General features: G+C 69.9%; 14 protein-coding genes. 4 read left to right on the forward strand and 10 right to left on the reverse strand.

Translation table 11 applies throughout. The features are described 5' to 3' along the window. Positions 1–79: 79 nt before the first annotated feature. The 6 genes from G7043_RS30740 to G7043_RS30765 form a co-directional block, all read right to left on the reverse strand. Positions 80–826 (reverse strand): carbonic anhydrase, encoded by a 747-nt coding sequence (locus G7043_RS30740; RefSeq protein WP_166051551.1) that lies wholly within the window; start codon positions 824–826, stop codon positions 80–82. A gap of 312 nt (positions 827–1,138) precedes the next feature. Next, positions 1,139–1,996 (reverse strand): hypothetical protein, encoded by an 858-nt coding sequence (locus G7043_RS30745; RefSeq protein ID WP_166051553.1) that lies wholly within the window; start codon positions 1,994–1,996, stop codon positions 1,139–1,141. Positions 1,997–2,265: 269 nt separating this feature from the next. After that, complete coding sequence (locus G7043_RS30750) at positions 2,266–3,648, reverse strand: nitrilase-related carbon-nitrogen hydrolase (protein ID WP_166051554.1); 1,383 nt, start codon at positions 3,646–3,648, stop codon at positions 2,266–2,268. Beyond that, positions 3,632–4,213 (reverse strand): TetR/AcrR family transcriptional regulator, encoded by a 582-nt coding sequence (locus G7043_RS30755; RefSeq protein ID WP_166051557.1) that lies wholly within the window; start codon positions 4,211–4,213, stop codon positions 3,632–3,634. Before G7043_RS30755 ends, G7043_RS30750 begins: the two co-directional genes overlap by 17 nt. Before the next feature lie 41 nt (positions 4,214–4,254). Next, a complete protein-coding gene (locus tag G7043_RS30760; RefSeq protein ID WP_166051559.1) occupies positions 4,255–4,860 on the reverse strand; it encodes a response regulator transcription factor in 606 nt (201 codons plus the stop codon). After that, entirely contained in the window at positions 4,857–6,032 is a 1,176-nt protein-coding gene (locus tag G7043_RS30765; RefSeq protein WP_166051561.1) for a sensor histidine kinase, read from the reverse strand. Before G7043_RS30765 ends, G7043_RS30760 begins: the two co-directional genes overlap by 4 nt. A 63-nt stretch (positions 6,033–6,095) precedes the next feature. Between G7043_RS30765 and G7043_RS30770 the strand changes: the two genes are divergently transcribed. The 3 genes from G7043_RS30770 to G7043_RS30780 all read left to right on the forward strand — a co-directional run bounded on the left by G7043_RS30770 (position 6,096) and on the right by G7043_RS30780 (position 8,448). Next, positions 6,096–7,061, forward strand: a complete 966-nt coding sequence (locus G7043_RS30770; RefSeq protein ID WP_313888158.1) for an ABC transporter ATP-binding protein — start codon at positions 6,096–6,098, stop codon at positions 7,059–7,061. Continuing rightward, complete coding sequence (locus G7043_RS30775) at positions 7,058–7,801, forward strand: ABC transporter permease (protein WP_166051563.1); 744 nt, start codon at positions 7,058–7,060, stop codon at positions 7,799–7,801. The genes G7043_RS30770 and G7043_RS30775 overlap by 4 nt, the downstream gene beginning before the upstream one ends. 134 nt (positions 7,802–7,935) lie before the next feature. Further along, a complete protein-coding gene (locus tag G7043_RS30780; protein WP_166051566.1) occupies positions 7,936–8,448 on the forward strand; it encodes a hypothetical protein in 513 nt (170 codons plus the stop codon). Here the strand turns inward: G7043_RS30780 and G7043_RS30785 are convergent. From G7043_RS30785 to G7043_RS30795, 3 genes are read right to left on the reverse strand one after another with little or no spacing between them, the layout of a single operon-like run. After that, entirely contained in the window at positions 8,374–9,876 is a 1,503-nt protein-coding gene (locus G7043_RS30785; protein WP_242642829.1) for a hypothetical protein, read from the reverse strand. The genes G7043_RS30780 and G7043_RS30785 overlap by 75 nt on opposite strands. Then, the gene (locus G7043_RS30790; RefSeq protein ID WP_166051568.1) at positions 9,873–11,669 is read right to left on the reverse strand and encodes a flavin-containing monooxygenase; all 1,797 of its coding nucleotides are present in this window, start codon (positions 11,667–11,669) and stop codon (positions 9,873–9,875) included. The genes G7043_RS30785 and G7043_RS30790 overlap by 4 nt, the downstream gene beginning before the upstream one ends. 28 nt (positions 11,670–11,697) lie before the next feature. Next, positions 11,698–12,465: an SDR family NAD(P)-dependent oxidoreductase gene (locus G7043_RS30795; RefSeq protein WP_166051570.1), complete on the reverse strand. Its 768-nt coding sequence runs from the start codon at positions 12,463–12,465 to the stop codon at positions 11,698–11,700. 90 nt (positions 12,466–12,555) lie between these two features. Between G7043_RS30795 and G7043_RS30800 the strand changes: the two genes are divergently transcribed. Further along, on the forward strand, positions 12,556–13,182 hold the full coding sequence (locus tag G7043_RS30800) for a TetR/AcrR family transcriptional regulator (protein ID WP_166051572.1): 627 nt from the start codon (positions 12,556–12,558) through the stop codon (positions 13,180–13,182). Between the two features lie 14 nt (positions 13,183–13,196). Here G7043_RS30800 and G7043_RS30805 read toward each other — a convergent pair whose 3' ends face one another. Beyond that, positions 13,197–13,901, reverse strand: a complete 705-nt coding sequence (locus G7043_RS30805; RefSeq protein ID WP_313888159.1) for a FadR/GntR family transcriptional regulator — start codon at positions 13,899–13,901, stop codon at positions 13,197–13,199. Positions 13,902–13,936 lie beyond the last annotated feature (35 nt).

Consider the following 13,936-nt stretch of genomic DNA (forward strand, 5'->3'; position numbering starts at 1 on the left):
GTCCTGTTCGGACACTGTCGGAACTCCGTCCGCAAAGCCCGGAAAACCCGGAAAACACAGCCGGCGCACCGGCCGCGGCTCAGTACATCGTGACCTTGGCCGTGGCGAGGTCGTACGACGCGCCGACCACCCGCAGCTTGCCCGCCTTGATCGCCTCGGCGAGCGAGGGCGTGCCCTCCAGCGTCGCGACGACACTGCGCACGTGCGCCTCCAGGGCGGAGGCGTAGACGTCCTCGCCCTTGGCCGCCTTCGCGGCGGGCAGCAAGGCGGACACCAGCGCGCCCAGCGCACCGGTCGGCAGCTTGCTCGGGTCCTTCATCGCGTCCACGGCCGCCTTCACCGCACCGCAGTTCTGGTGCCCGAGCACCATGATCAGCGGCGTGTTCAACGCCAGCACCCCGTACTCGATGGTGCCGATCGTGGGCTCCGACAACACGTTCCCGGCCGTGCGCGTCACGAAGACGTCACCGAAGTCCTCGTCGAAGACCACCTCGACCGGCACGCGCGAGTCCGCGCACCCGAACACCTGCGCGTACGGCGACTGTCCGGTGGCGTGCTTGCGGATGTCCGACAGCGTCTGCACGTGCAGCCGCTCGTTCGCCAGCAGTCGCTTGTTGCCCTCCAGCAACCGCTGCAACGCACCGTCGGGCGTCTTGGGCAGGTCCGTGCTCTGCGGCGCGGGCACCGTCGTCGCGGCACCCTCTCCAGCCGCCTTGCTGCCGCCGGACGCACAGGCGCTCACGGCGACCGAGATCCCGCCGAGAGCGAGGCCGCGCAGCAGCGTTCGCCTGGCGGAGACGCCCTGCGGGCGTTCTTCAACAGTCATGTCAACAGTTTCCACAGTGGACATGCTAAGCAGTCGTCCACAGTGGACCATTCGACGTCTGTCGCACGATCGCGTGACGTACTACGAGGAAAACCCGCCGGATTCAGGGCTGAATGTCCGAATTTCCAGACGTTACCGACGTCGGGTGAGTTCCTCGATCCCCGGAGAACCTTCCGCGAACCGAGGAACCCGGGGCGGCCGCACGACGGCAGGCAGCACCCCGGGAACGCACCCGCGGCCGGCCCGCCGCTGACGGACCGGACCGCCCACCTCTCCAACGAAGCCGAGTTCTCAAAGGACGCGGAAAAGCAGTCAGCCCTGCTCACGACGCAGTGCCCTGCGCAGCGCTTCCGCGATGTCACACCCGTCACCGGGGTCGAGACAGGCGTGGATCAGCGCCTCGACGGACGCCACGAACAGGTCGCGGTTGTCCGCGGTGTCGTCACCGGTGCCGGCGATGTGCTGCGCGAAACCCGACGTCTGCGCGGACACCATCATGCTGAGCTTCTCCGGTGTGACGCCGGGCCGGAACCGCACGCCGAGCAGCTTCAAGCCCTCCTCGTACACCGGCGCCCAGCGGGTGGAGTACGCGTCGAGCATTTCGCGGTAGGCGGTCGTGGCCACCGACTGCCACTTGGCGTCGATCGTCAGCGAGAGCTGGAACAGCCAGTACCTCGCCAACCGGATGCGCATGCGCAGGTCGTGCGTGGCGATCTTCGCGATGAGATCGGTGAGTTCGAGCTCGCCCTTGCGCACCCTGGGCAGTTCGGCGAGCGCCCGGCGCGGGCCGTAGTCGAGGAAAAGGCCCCAGCGCGGTGCCGTGCAGGTGTACTTGATGAGGCACGTGAAGAAGTTCGCCATGCCGCCGCGGCTCGGCCAGCGGTCGCGGAACGCTCCTTCCCCGGCGCTCACGGCGCACGGCAGTTCGGCGGCCATCGTGGCGGCGCGGCGCACGATGATCTTGCGCGTCAGCCGGGCGCCCGCGAGCTCGTCGCGGCTGCGCGAGTTGCGGCCGGACAGCTGGTCGTCGATCTCCTTGAGGCCGGCTTCGAGGAAGACCATCGTGGTGACGTAGGCGGAGCGGCGCGGATTGCGCGGATCGGCGAGGCCGGGTCGGGAAATGTGCTCTCGGAAGACTTCTGGCCAGTCGACTTCGTCGTTGAAGTGCACGGCACCCCCTAAAAGGATCACCTCATTCGAGCACGACGGCCGCGGCACCGGCAACGGTCACAGCCCATCCTGACCAGGAGGATGACGGGTCCCCTTTCCCGCGTCATCGTGGAGTCACGCGGATTCGGCTGAAAGGGGAAGTCCGATGCGAATCGTGGTGGAGACGTCGTTGTTGTCCGCTCGGGTCATCGAGGTGCTGCTGGTCCTGCTGACCGCCACCGTGTGCGGAGTGCGCCGCCGCAAACCTCCTCCGCGATGACGGCCGCGGATCAGCGGTTCACCCGCTGGCGCCGCACCGCGACGACCACCGCCGCCACGGCGATCACCAGGCACAGCCAGGCGAACCAGTCGCCGAGGCGGGTGTACGCCGTGGCTCCGGGTCCCGCGGGCAGGCCGGCGACCACCGTCGTGAAGGTGTCCGGCCCGCCGGTGCGGGCCTCGGCCACGATCCGGCCCATCCCGTCGGACACCATCAGCACGCCCGTCCGGCCGGACCAGGCCACGCCGAACCCGTTCTCCACCCCGCGCAGCGACGCCACTCTCGCGTGCTGCCAGCCGTTCGCCTTCTCGTCCGCGGCAGGGATCGCCATCGTGCGCGCACCGGCGGCCGCGTAGTCCCGGCTCGGGTTGGCGAGGTTGACCTCCCCGCAGATCTGCACGCCCGCACCCGCCGCGTGGACCAGTTCACCGGTCCCGCGGACGTACGCGTTCGGTGCGCCACCGTCCGCGGGGATGGCGAGCGCGGTGTTGAGCTTCGCTCCCCCGGACCGCCGCACGTAGCCGACCACGACGTCGGCACCCCGGTCGCGCGCGGCGCGGGTGAGCGGCGCGACCAACGACGGCAGGCTCGCGTCGTCGACGCCGAACTCGCCCTCGGGCAGCACGACCAGCCGGACTCCCTCCGGCAACGTCGCGATCCGGTCCGCGTAGGCCTTGACCAGTCGCTCGCCGTCCGCCGTCGCGACGTCCACCGCCCAATGCCCCTGGTTCGGCGCGATGAGCGCGACCTGGTGCGACGGCCCGGTCTCGCCCGCCAGCCGGACGACTCCGAAGCCCAGCACGCCGACGAGCACCACGCCCAGCGCCACCCCGATCCGCCACCGGGACACCGTCGAGCCGACCATCGCCGCGATGCCCGCGGGCACCAGCAGCAGCACGAACTCGATGCCCCAGAACCCGGTGACCGACGCGATCTGCAGCACCACCGGCACGTCGCCCATGCTGTTGGCCGGAGTGCCCATCACGCCGGTCGGGTTCGTCACCCCCACCAGGTACAGCACACCGGTCCACACGGCGGGCGCGCTCACCGTGGCCAGCAACGGCATGCCACGCACGACCAGGGCGCGGAAGAGCAACACCGCGGCAGTCAGCGTGGCCGCCGAGCCGGCGCTGATCCCCAGCGCCATCGGCAGCGGAACGTCGGTGGAGTGCAGGGAATGCGCCCAGTTGTTCGACGACCCCAGCACACCGGCGAGAAAGGCCGCGGCCGCCGCCAGCCGGGCCGACACCCGAGGCGCCAGCAGCAACACCGGCAGCGGAGCGAGCCAGGTCAGCGCGGGTACCGGCGTGAAACCGGTGCCGAAGAAGGACAACAACCCCGAGCAGAGCGCGGCCCCCAGGCCAGCTAACAGCCGATCACGTTTCGAGTCCATCGAGAATCCTCCCCACCGTCCGCGCGCACAGCGCACGGAAGTCCTTTTCGGACAGACCGATGCGCCCGCTCAGGTAGAGCTGGATCAGGCCCTGGGCGGACGAGGTGAAGATCAGCGCGACCTCCAGCGGGTCGTCCCGGCGCAGCAGACCTTCCCGCATGCCGAGGTCGACGAGCGCGAGGATCGGGCTGAACGTGGGCGAGCCGCCGTCGCGGAAGTCGTCCGGGAAACGCCGCGCGGACTCGCGCCGGTCGGCGATCAGGAAGTTGTACAGGTGCGGCTGCCCCAGCGCGAAGTCGAGCAGATCGTCCAGCAACCCGAAGACCCGCGCGCGCAGATCACTGGTCTCCGCACGCCGCCCCCAGTTGCCGGCCACCTCCAGGAAACTCGCGTCTGCGACGGCGCGCAGCAACGCGTCCCGGTTCGGGTAGTGCGAGTAGATCGCCATGGGCGTGATGCCCACGGCGTCGGCGACCCGCCGCATGCTGACCGCCGCGGCGCCCTCGGCGAGCAGGATCGCCCGCGCCGCCGAGGCGATGCGCTCGGCGGTTCCCCCCGTACCCATACTATACAGCGTATAGGAGAACTCCCCGGCGCACAGCCGGATCAGATCCAGCCGTGGTCGCGGGCGATCCGGGCGGCCTGTCCCCGGCTGCGGGCGCCGAGCTTGGTCATCGCGGACGACGCGTAGTTCCGCACGGTGCCCGCGGACACGTGCATCACCCGAGCGATCTCGTTGGCGGTGACGGTGTCGTCGACCAGCCGCAGCACGTCCAGCTCCCGCTCGGTCAACGGACAGCGGACCTCGGCGATGGCGTCCGCGGCGAAGTCCGGATCGACGTAGCGCAGCCCGGAGTGGACTCGCCGGATCACTTCGGCCAGCAGGGACGCCGGTGCCGTCTTCGCCAGGAACCCCTTGGCACCGGACGAAAGAGCCTGCCGCAGCACGCCGGGACGGGCGTGCCGGGTCAGCATCACCGACCGGACGTCCGGGTAGGCGGCGGACAGCCGTTCGAGCACGGCGAGACCGTCGAGCACCGGCATCTCGTGATCGACCACCAGCACGTCGGGATGGTGCTCGGCGACCGCGGCCAGCGCCGCGGCCCCGTCCGGCACCCCGGCCACGACCTCCAGGTCCTGCTCCAGGTTGAGCAGCGACTCGATGGCCTGACGGGTCAGCTGCTCATCGTCGGCCAGCACCACCCGGATCATCGGGGTACCTCCGCTCGCACCTCGAAGACGCCGTCGCGGGCGCCGGCGCTGAACACTCCCCCGGCTTCGGTGATCCGGCGGGCCAGCCCGCGCAGTCCGGAGCCCTCCCGATCGTCGCGGCGCAGCGGCGCCACCCCGTCGTTGCCCACCGTCAGAACGGCCTTGCCGTCACCGGTTTCCAGCTTCACCGTGCAGCGGCTCGCTCCGGCGTGCCGCAACAGGTTGGTCACCGCTTCTCGCAGCACCCGGCCGAGCAGTTCGCTCGCTTCACCGTCGAGTCGCTCCGGATCGCCGGTGAACTCCCAGCCGATTCCGGCCGAGTCGAGCAACGCGCGGACGCCGGCCAGTTCGGTGGCGAGTTCGGTGGACCGCCGGCCTTGCACCAACGCCCGCACGTCGTGGATCGCGCCTCTGGCCAGCCGCTGGATCTCGTCGAGCTCGGCGCGGGACCGAGCCGGGTCGATCTCGCTCAGCCTGCTCGCCAGCTCGCTCTTGAACGACACGACTTCGAGCGCGTGCCCGAGAATGTCGTGCAGGTCCTCCGCGAACCGCAGCCTTTCCCTGGTGGTGGCCAGCTCCGCGGCGTCGCGCCGCGCCTTTTCCAGCTCCAGCGTGAGATTCCACTGCCTGAGCAGCGTCACCTCGGCGTAGGTCATCGCCAGCACCAGGAGCAGCGCGAAGCCGCCCTGGCGGAGCACGTTCCCGACGGTCTCGTTTCCGGTGAGCGCCATCGTGGTGACCGCGGCGAACGCGACCAGCAGCGCGAACGGCACGCTGAAACGCCAGCCGGCCCGGGGAAAGCGGGCGATGCGCAGATCGTGCCCGAGCAGACCCGCGGCCAGGGCCCAGGCGACGGTGTGCCCGGTGGCGACGGAGACCACCACCATCCCGACCGCGACCAGGGCGATCACCCCGGCCTGCCACCACGGCATCAGGCCCGTCGAAGCGGTGATCGACCGGAGCGTCCAGTACCGATGGGACAGCACGAGCACCGCCAGCCCGACGGCGACCACCACCGCGCGCTCGATCGTCAGCGGATCACCGAGCTCGGTGAGCACGAGCACGACGGCGATCATGCCCACCGCGACGATCACGTTGTACCGGCTGTAGCGGCGGAGGGACTCGAGGGCGCCTTGATCCGCTGACCTCACCCGCCGCCGGCTTCTCCACATCCGTTCAGGTTAGCCACCCATGACAGCTGTCACGTCGTTCGCGGACGAGCGTCATCTCCCGTCGTGACAGCGGCGACTGGGGCGGCGTTCGCGGTCCGGGGATCGTTCGTGGGCATGGAAGACGACATCGTGATCGAGATCTCCCTGCTGAGGTTCTCCTACGACACCTTCGCCGCCGTCGACGGGGTGGACCTCACCGTCCGTCGTGGCGAGATCTTCGCTCTGCTCGGCACGAACGGCGCGGGCAAGACGACCACCCTCGAACTCGTCGAGGGCTTCCGCCGCCCGGAATCGGGCACGGTCCGGGTGTTGGGGCACGACCCCGCGCGGGCCAGATCGCTGCTGAAGCCCCGGATGGGCATGATGCTGCAACACGCGGGACTGATCGAGGAGCTGTCCGTCTTCGAGACGCTGAAGCTGTGGGGCTCGCTGACCACCCGCTCCGACGACGTCGAGGAACTGCTGGACCGGATCGAACTGGTCCACCGCCGGGACACCCGCGTCGAACAGCTCTCCGGTGGCGAGAAGCGGCGCCTGGACTTCGCGCTCGCCATCTACGGACGTCCCGAACTGATCGTGCTGGACGAACCGACCACCGGGCTGGATCCCGAGTCGCGGCAACGGTTGTGGCAGACCGTCGAACGGTTGCGCGACAGCGGCAGCACGATCCTGCTGACCACGCATTACCTGGAGGAAGCGGAGTCGCTCGCCGACCGGGTGGCGATCATGCACCAGGGACGGATCTCGGTGGCGGGCACGCTGCCCGAGGTGCTGGGCACACGTCCGTCCCGGATCACCGCACGTGTGCCCGCCTCGGCCTTGGAACGGGCACTGCCCGCTTTCGCCGGCGCACTCAAGTCCACTTTGGACGACACCGGCGCACTGCTGGTGCTCGAAACCACCGCCCTGCAGGAGGATCTCGGCGCCCTGCTGCGCTGGGCCGGCGACGGCGGCATCGAGCTCGACCGGCTGACCGCCAGCCAGGCGTCACTGGCCGAGATCTTTCTCACCGTGGGAGCGAACCGATGAACATGGCGATGCGGCACGGCGTTCTCGAGATCCGTTTGCTGTTCCGGCGCAAGACCACCGCGTTCGCCGCGTCGGTGCTGCCGATCGGGCTGTGCGTGCTGACCTGGTTCACCGTGCGCAACCGCGCACCGGAGAGCTGGGGATCGCTCGTCAGCGACCGGTTCGTGATGCTGATGCTGCTGTCGGTGTTCATGACCAGCATGACCGTGTACACCGCGCGACGGCAGTCGCTGGTGCTGAAACGGCTGCGGACCTCGGAGCTCACCGACGCCGGCGTGATCACCGCGATCACCATGCCGGTGGTGACGATGGGCGTGGCCCAGGTACTCGTCTACGTGGTTTTCTGCCTGGTCGTCGGCGCACCGATGCCGGCACACCCGTGGCTGCTGCTGCTCGGGCTCGCGTCCGGGCTGCTGACGACGGTGGCCGCCGGAATGGCGATCGCCGCGGTGAGCCGGAGTGTCGAGGCCACGCCCGTCACCGCGTTCCCCGTCATCGTCGCCACGCTGGCAGGCCTGTTCATGCAGGACGCGCCGGACGCCGCGGTGGTGGCGTCCGGGGTGATGCTGCCGCTGATCGGTCCAGCTGACCTGGTCGCGAAGGGCTGGTCCGGTTACGACGCCGGCGCGACGCTCACGTCCATGCCCCCGCCGTTGCTCGGTCTGGCCTCGACCTTGTTGTGGGCGGCCGTGTTCGCCGCGGTGATCGCCCGTTTCTTCCGCTGGGAACCCCGCGCCTAGGTGTGCTGACCACTGGAGTGCCGGCCCCGGTCTGCTTCCCCCTGCGGTGACGCTCACAGCGCCTTCGGTGCCATCCGGCGGGTAACGTGACCGGAGCTCCACAGTGGATTCATGAGCTCCGAAGGCGGCGGACAGTGATCGAGTCGGACGGCAGCACCGACCAGAGCGTGGCGCGCATCGCGGAACGCCTCAAGGAACGCATCTACGCGGAGCTCGCGGTCATCGCGGTCACGCTCGGGCTGGCGCTGGCCGGGTCGAGCACCCACCTCTCCGCCGCCCTGTCCGTGCTCGGCGCCTCCTTCGGCCTGTGGCTCGCGACGATCGCGGCCGAGGTGCAGGGGCACCGGTTCGCCTACGGGCAGCGGATGAACGGCCCGGAGCTGCGGCACATGCTGGTCGTCACCAGTCCTCTGATGACCGCGGCCGCCGGGCCGTTGGTCCTGATCCTCTTCTCCGCCTTCGGTGCCTTCTCGCTCACCGCCGCGCTGTACGCGTCGGTCGCTGTGGACACCGCGACCATGTTCGTGTGGGGCTACACGGCGGGCCGGCGGATGCGGGCGAGCGTGCTGATGTCAGTCCTCAGCGGAGTCGTCAACCTGCTGATCGGTGGGGTCGTCATCGTGGTCAAGGTGATCGCCGGCCACTGAGACCTCCAGCACGACACCGTCGCCGGACACGTGCAGCGTGCCGTCCGGAGCGACGGTGAGCCCGGCGAAACCACGCGGACACCCCGGCATGCCGTGCGTGAACAGCGCGCGGCGCTGTGTTTCGAGTGGACGGAGGTCGAGCTCTCCGGCCTCCGTCCTGATCTCACCGGTCACGAGGCTGATGGCCAGCAGTCGCCGCCGACCTGCCTCCACGACGACCAACTCGTCGCCGCGGACGGTCAGACCTTGGGGCGCGGCAAGACCTTCGGCGATCGGCACCGGTCGTCCGTCGTCGATCCGGTACACGGCGCCCTGCTCGTCGCTGACGTAGCAACGCCCGTCGGCGTCGAACGCCACGTCCACCGGCTCGGAGAACCCGTTGGCCACCACGGTGATCGTGTCGCCGGCGTCGACCGCGACGACCCTCCCCGCACCCGTCTCCGCGACCACGAGCGCACCGTCGGCACGCACCGCGATGCCGAGAGGGCAGCTCAACCCCTTGGCACGCACCTTCTTGCCCGTGCGCACCTCGCCGTACTGCGAGGTCGTGTGCAGCTCGTCCCCGTCGGCGACGATGCCGTGCGTGGAGCGCATGGTCCGTTCACCGGCCACGCGATAGTGGTCCGCCACGTGGACGGTGCCGCCGGAGACCGCGAGGCCGTAGGGCCCGACGAGGCCCTGCGGCACGATCTGGCGGATCCGGCCGTCCGGGTGCACCTCTGCGATGCCGCCGCTCGCGAAACTGGAGACGTACACGCGGTTGTCCTCGTCGACCGCGGCGTTGTCCAGCCCGAACAGACCGGTGGTGACGGTCTGCCGGCTCCCGTCGGGAGAGATGCGCGTGATGTCACCGTCGGCGCCGGCGGAGAGGATCAGCAGCACGCCCGCACGGTCGAAGCGGACCGCGACCGGTATCTGCACGTCCTCGGCCACGAGTTCCGGTGTGCCGCCCTCCGGCGAGATCCGGTGGACCTCGCCGGAGAGCATGCGCGGGTAGTACAGGTAGCCGTCGGGGCCGAGTTGCATCGCGTTGCCCATCGGCAGATCACCGGCGAGCACGACGGGCGCGCCGCCGCCGGGGAACAGCTCGAGGACCCGTCCGCCGGGTCGCATCTCGTTGACGAACAACCGGTTCCCGGCGCACGCGATGCCGTTCGGCACCTTCACCTCGTCGGTGACCAGCGTGAACTCACCGCGCGGGTCACGGCGCCACACCCGGCCGGGCACCAGGTCGGTGATGTACATCGACCCGTCCGCGCCGAACGCGAGGTCGTCCGGTGACTGGACGACGTCTCCGGCCGGCACGATCATCTCGACCTCCGCCGTGGGGAGGTCGACGGCGCTGATGCACCCACCGAGGAAGTCGGCCACGTACAGCCGTCCGTCCGGCCCGAAGGCGATGCCGTTGGTGCCGTGGAAGGAACTCATCCGGCGATCACCATGACGTCGTCCATGCCGCCGTTGTCCCGCCAGTCCCGGAGCATGGCGTGGAACGCGGTGGCGCCCTTCGCGTAACCCTGGCGCGGGTGAGGCTTGCCCTCGTTGTTGTAGTAGCCGGGAGTGCATTCGAGGTGGAACTTGTAGAGCTCCTCCGCGTTCTCTCCGAGAGCCGCCGCCCAGGCGTCCACCGACTCCGCACTCGGCTCGACCCACCGGGCACCGCGCTTGCCCGCCTCCGCCACGACCGCCGCGATGTGGCTCGCCTGCTCGTCGAGGATGTGCGCGTAGTTCACCGAGGCGGCGTTCTGGAACGCGCCCAGGGTGAGCAGGTTGGGGAAGCCGTCGCTGTAGAAACCGTGCAGCGTCCGCGGCCCGCGGCTCCAGTGCTGCAACAGGTGGACGCCGTCACGTCCGTACACCGGCAGCCGGCCGGTGATCATGTCGGACATGGCGACCTGGAAACCGGTCGCGAAGATGATGCAGTCCACCTCGTACTCGCGGTCGCCGACCACGAGCGCGTTCTCCGTGACGCGTTCGACGCCGCCGTGATCGGCGGTGTCGACCAGGGTCACGTTGGGGCGGTTGAAGGTCTGCAGGTACTCGTCGCTGAAGGTCGGCCGCTTGCACGCGTAGCGGTACCAGGGCTTGAGCAGCTCGGCCGTCTCCCGGTCCCGCACGATGTCGTCGACGCGGGCGCGGACCTGGTTCATCTTCCGGAAGTCGAGGATCTCCTCGGCGCGCTCGCGTTCCTCCGGCGTCAGCGAGTCGGCCTGCCCGCCCGCGGTGATCTTCCGCAACAGCCGGGCACTGCCCGTCCACGCGTCGCCCACCAGGTCCTCGTCGACGGAGCCGCCGCTGACGATCCCGAGGAAGTTCTCCATCCGCTGCCGTTGCCACCCCGGTTCCAGCGACGCCGCCCATTCGGGGTCGGTCGGCCGGTTGTCACGGTAGTCCACAGTGGACGGCGTGCGCTGGAAGACGTACAGCTGCTGCGCGTCGCGGCCGAGGTGGGGCACGACCTGGATCGCCGTCGCGCCGGTGCCGATCAGGGCGACGCGTTTGCCGGCCAGCCCGGTGAGGTTCCCGCCTGCGTCACCGCCGGTGTAGCCGTAGTCCCAGCGGCTGGTGTGGAAGGTGTGTCCCTTGAAGGTGTCGATACCGGGGATACCGGGGAGCTTGGGCCGGTCCATCGTCCCGTTGGACATCACCACGTACCGCGCCCGCATCCGGTCGCCGCGGTCGGTGGACACGATCCATCGGGCCGCGTCCTCGTCCCAGCGCAGCTCGGTGACCGCGGTCTGGAAGCACGCGTCGCGGTAGAGGTCGAAGTGCTCACCGATGGCACGCGCATGCCGGCGGATCTCCTCGCCGGGCGAGTACTTCCACTCGGGGACGTAGCCGAGTTCGTCCAGCAACGGCAGGTAGACGTACGACTCGATGTCGCAGTGGATTCCCGGGTAACGGTTCCAGTACCACGTGCCACCGAAGTCGCCGCCCTTCTCCACCACCCGGATGGAGCCGACGCCGGCCTGTCGCAGCCGGGCCCCGGCGAGCAGGCCGCCGAGCCCGCCGCCGATGACGACGACCTCCACCTCGTCGTGCAGGGGTTCGCGGGTGAAGTCCGGATCGGCGTGCGGGTCGTCGGCGTAGAAGCCGAACTCACCGGCCACGTCGCGGTACTGCGTGGCGCCGTCGGGACGGATGCGGCGGTCGCGCTCGGCCCGGTACCGGGCGCGCAGCTCGTTCGGGTCGAAGTCGAGGTCCTCGGAAACAGGCAACACGGGAAAGCCTTTCGCTGAAGAGGGTTGCTCAGACCGCGGACCAGCCGTTGTCGACCGGGAGGACGACACCGCTGATGTTCGAAGCGGCGTTCGAGGCGAGGAAGACGATGGCGGCGGCCTGCTCCTCGGCCTGCGAGATGCGGCCGATGTTCTGCATGTACTTGCCGACGACCTGAGGCCCGTGCGTGTCGGGATCCACGTTGACGGAGATGCCCGTGCTCACCCCGCCGGGCGCGATGGCGTTCGCGCGAATGCCGGAGTCCCGGTACATGACCGCGACCGAGCGCGTCAGTCCGATGAGGCCGGTCTTCGACGACGTGTACGCCAGTCCGGCGGCACTGCCGCGCAGGCCCGCCTCCGACGCCGTGTAGACGATCGCGCCCTTGCCCTTGGCGAGCATGTGCGGCAACGCGGCGCGGGTGAGCCGGAACGGCGCGGTGAGGTTGACGCCGATGACGCGCTCCCACTCCGCGTCGGAGACGTCGGCCGCCGCGTTCATCGAGTCCATGATCCCGGCGTTGCACACCAGCACGTCCAGGCCGCCGAACTCCTCCACCGCCGTCGCGACCACCTCGTCGACCACGGCCGAGTCGGTCAGGTCCCCCGCGACGACGACCGCGGCACCGCCGGCGGCGGTGATCTCCTCGGCGACGACCTTGGCGGCGTCACCGTTGATGTCGGCTACCACCACCTTCGCGCCCAACCCGGCGAACTGGAGGGCCGCGGCCCGCCCGATTCCCGATCCGCCGCCGGTGATGACGACGCTGCTGCCACTCAGATCACTGTTCGAGGTCATGTGCTCACCATACTCATTTATTGTCAGTCAGTGCCACAATGTCACCCGAAGACAAGAAGTAAGATGCGGAAGCCCTGGGACGGAGGTGCCATGCCCAACGAACAGCAGACCCGCACGCCAGAACGGACCGGACGACCGCCGCTGACCGAACGGCGCAAGGCGGAGACCCGGCTGGAGGTCGCGCGCGCGGCCGTCCGCCTGTTCCTGGCCAAGGGCCTCGCGGGCACGTCCGCCGAGGAGATCGCGGCGGAGGTGGGCATCTCCGCGCGCACGTTGTGGCGCTACTTCCCGAACAAGGAGAGCTGCGTCATGCCGCTGCTGACCGGCGGGATCGAACACACGGCCGCGTGCCTGCGTTCGTGGCGCCGCGACCAGGGCGTGTCGGACCTGCTCGGCATGCTCACGTCCGGCCGCGTCGGCTCCCGCGAGGAGATGGCGGCGATGATGAACCTGGTCCGGCTGACCCGGACCGAACCGGGCCTGCGCGCGGTCTGGCTGGAGGCGCACCGGGAGGCGGAGCCGGCGTTCGCCGAGGCACTCGCCCACCGCGCCGGCCTCGCCGAACCCGACCTGGTCATCGCGATCCAGGCGGCGATGATCAACAGTGCGTTGCGGGTGACCGTGGAGCACCACGCGTTCAACACCGAGAGGCCGGAGTCCCTGGCGGAGGCGACGGCCGAGGCCCTGGTCATCGCCGCGCGCGGCCTCCCGAACTGACCAAGACCAGCTCGTCAGCCGTGGTTGATCGCTTCGGTGGCCTCGGTGATGATCTCGCGCATCGCGGTCTCGGCGCCGACCGGATCGCCTGACCGGATCGCCTGCGCGACGTCGGCGTGCAGCCGGATGGCGACCGGGTTCGGGAGGTGCGGCATCAGGCCGTGATGGGTGCGCCCGATGAGCACCTCGTCGGTCACGCCGGTCAGCGCGGCGAGCATCTCGTTGCCGGACGCCGCCAGCAGCGTCCGGTGGAACACCAGATCCGCCTGCAGGTAAGCCTCCAGGTCACCGGACTTGCCGTGCACGGCCATGTCCATCACGGCGCCGGTCATGACGCCGCACTGTTCCGGGGTGGCCCGCCGCGCGGCCAGCGCCGCGGCCACCGGTTCGACGCCCGCACGCAGTTCGCCCAGGGACGCCAGCTGCGCCTGCCGGTCCGGGCCGTCCAGCCGCCAGCGGATGATCCGCGGGTCCAGGACGTTCCAGGCGGCGCGTTCGGCGACGGTCACGCCGACGCGACGACGGGTGGTCAGCATGCCCATGGACTCCAGCACGCGTACCGCCTCGCGGATCACCGAGCGGCCGACCTCGTAGCGCTGGGCGAGTTCCTCGATGCGCAGCACGTCGCCGGGCGGGATCGCGCCGGAGCTGATCTGCGTGCCCAGGTGATCAAGGACGGTCTCATGCAGACCGCGTTTGAGCTGCTCTTCGGCCACCACGAGCGCAAATCATCCCATGATTGCCTAGCTGGGGC

The organism is Lentzea alba (assembly GCF_011067745.1).
GTDB classification, from domain to species: Bacteria; Actinomycetota; Actinomycetes; order Mycobacteriales; family Pseudonocardiaceae; genus Lentzea; species Lentzea alba.

Bases quoted from the DNA above. Each gene is read 5' to 3' on its own strand.
- G7043_RS30740 (WP_166051551.1), bottom strand. From the start codon at position 826: ATGACTGTTGAAGAACGCCCGCAGGGCGTCTCCGCCAGGCGAACGCTG.
- G7043_RS30750 (WP_166051554.1), bottom strand. From the start codon at position 3,648: ATGGACTCGAAACGTGATCGGCTGTTAGCTGGCCTGGGGGCCGCGCTC.
- G7043_RS30755 (WP_166051557.1), bottom strand. From the start codon at position 4,213: ATGGGTACGGGGGGAACCGCCGAGCGCATCGCCTCGGCGGCGCGGGCG.
- G7043_RS30760 (WP_166051559.1), bottom strand. From the start codon at position 4,860: ATGATCCGGGTGGTGCTGGCCGACGATGAGCAGCTGACCCGTCAGGCC.
- G7043_RS30765 (WP_166051561.1), bottom strand. From the start codon at position 6,032: ATGTGGAGAAGCCGGCGGCGGGTGAGGTCAGCGGATCAAGGCGCCCTC.
- G7043_RS30775 (WP_166051563.1), top strand. From the start codon at position 7,058: ATGAACATGGCGATGCGGCACGGCGTTCTCGAGATCCGTTTGCTGTTC.
- G7043_RS30785 (WP_242642829.1), bottom strand. From the start codon at position 9,876: ATGAGTTCCTTCCACGGCACCAACGGCATCGCCTTCGGGCCGGACGGA.
- G7043_RS30795 (WP_166051570.1), bottom strand. From the start codon at position 12,465: ATGACCTCGAACAGTGATCTGAGTGGCAGCAGCGTCGTCATCACCGGC.
- G7043_RS30800 (WP_166051572.1), top strand. From the start codon at position 12,556: ATGCCCAACGAACAGCAGACCCGCACGCCAGAACGGACCGGACGACCG.